The following is a 1320-nucleotide window of genomic DNA, read 5'->3' as shown; positions in this document are numbered from 1 at the left end:
TCGGTCTGGGCGCCTGACCCGCGCGAGCCCGGCAGGCCGTCACGGCGCCTCGCGCAGCACGTCCCGCACCGGGCGGCGCACGGCGGGCACCGGCTTCGGGCCGCGGCCGATGCGCATCAGCATCTGCGGCACGCCGACCTCGCCGGGCACACCCAGTTCCGCCGCCAGCTTCGGGCGCAGCGCCGGCACCTCGATCGGCTGGTTGAGGAAGGAGGCGGTGAAGCCGCCGGCGGTGATCGCCAGCAGGGCCCGCTGCAACGCCTCGCCGGCGGCGAGCCAGTCGCGCGGCGTATCGCCGGGTGTCGCCAGGACCGCCAGGGCCGGCGAGCCCTCCGCCAGCGCCATGTCCTTCGCCGCCTGGCTTGTCCCCATGTCGAAGGTCCGCACCGTCGCGGCGGCGGCGAAGGAGAGCAGGTCGGGCATGCCGAAGGCGGCGCCCGACATGCCGTCCCGCGTCGCGCCGTGGCGCGAGCGCATCCAGGCCGCCAGCTCGTGCCGGAAGGCCGGGTCCGCCATCTGGACGCGGTCGCCCTCCGCGACCAGCAGCGCCAGCGCGTGCCGTCGCGGGAAGGGCTCCACCCAATGCAGCCGCGCCTCGCCCGTGCGCTCCGCGGCCTCGATCGCGGCGGCGCGCAGGATCTCCGGCACCGGGTCAGGGGCGAAGGCGAAGCGGCTGGTGCGCCGCGCGGTCATGGCGCGCAGAAGCCGCGCCCCTGCGATGGACGGCGTGCAGGGCCCGAGCGGGACGATGCGCGCCAGCAGGTCGCGGTCGGCCGGGTCCGGCAGCACCTCGACCTGCAGCGATTCGCCCAGCGCCTCCGCGGCGCCGCGCAGATTGGCCAGCGCCGCGCCGCAGCCGATCACCATCTCGCGGTCCTCGGGATCCACCACGGGTAGCGCGCGGGTGCGGTCGGCGCAGAGGTCGAGGGTATCGTCGGCGCGCAGACGGAACAGCCAGGGCTGGGTGTTGTGGCCGGACGGGGCGAGTACGGCGTAGGTCACCAGGAAGCGCAGCCGGGCGCGCGTTCCATCGCATGCGGCGAAGCTTGCCGGGTCCACCGCCCAGGGATCGTCAGCCCAGGCCCCGTCCATGCCGTCGCTCCCGCTGCCGTTCACGGCACGCAGGATGCGCGCTGGCGGCGGCACCCGCGTTGCGCAGGATCAAGCCGGCGGGACGCGGCGAATGCGGCGCGCGGATGCGTCCGGCAGGGTCAGCGCGGTCGCGTCAGCTGCCGCAGATTGGCCGCCACGCGGCGGCGCGCCGGGCGAAGCGCCGCGGCAGCCACCACGTCCGGCCGCGAGCCCAGCATCGCCGCGCGC

General features: G+C 76.4%; 1 protein-coding gene. It reads right to left on the bottom strand.

Features of this window, described 5'->3' with window-relative positions; all coding sequences use genetic code 11:
* Nucleotides 1-39 precede the first annotated feature (39 nt).
* The gene (locus OZN99_RS31770) at nucleotides 40-1092 is read right to left on the bottom strand and encodes an Acg family FMN-binding oxidoreductase (RefSeq protein ID WP_270939180.1); all 1053 of its coding nucleotides are present in this window, start codon (nucleotides 1090-1092) and stop codon (nucleotides 40-42) included.
* Nucleotides 1093-1320 lie beyond the last annotated feature (228 nt).

This window comes from Falsiroseomonas oryzae (genome assembly GCF_027856955.1).
Classification (GTDB): Bacteria; Pseudomonadota; Alphaproteobacteria; order Acetobacterales; family Acetobacteraceae; genus Falsiroseomonas; species Falsiroseomonas oryzae.
Note: the sequence above shows the minus strand (reverse complement) of the source record. Positions and strands in the feature narration are given on the sequence as shown.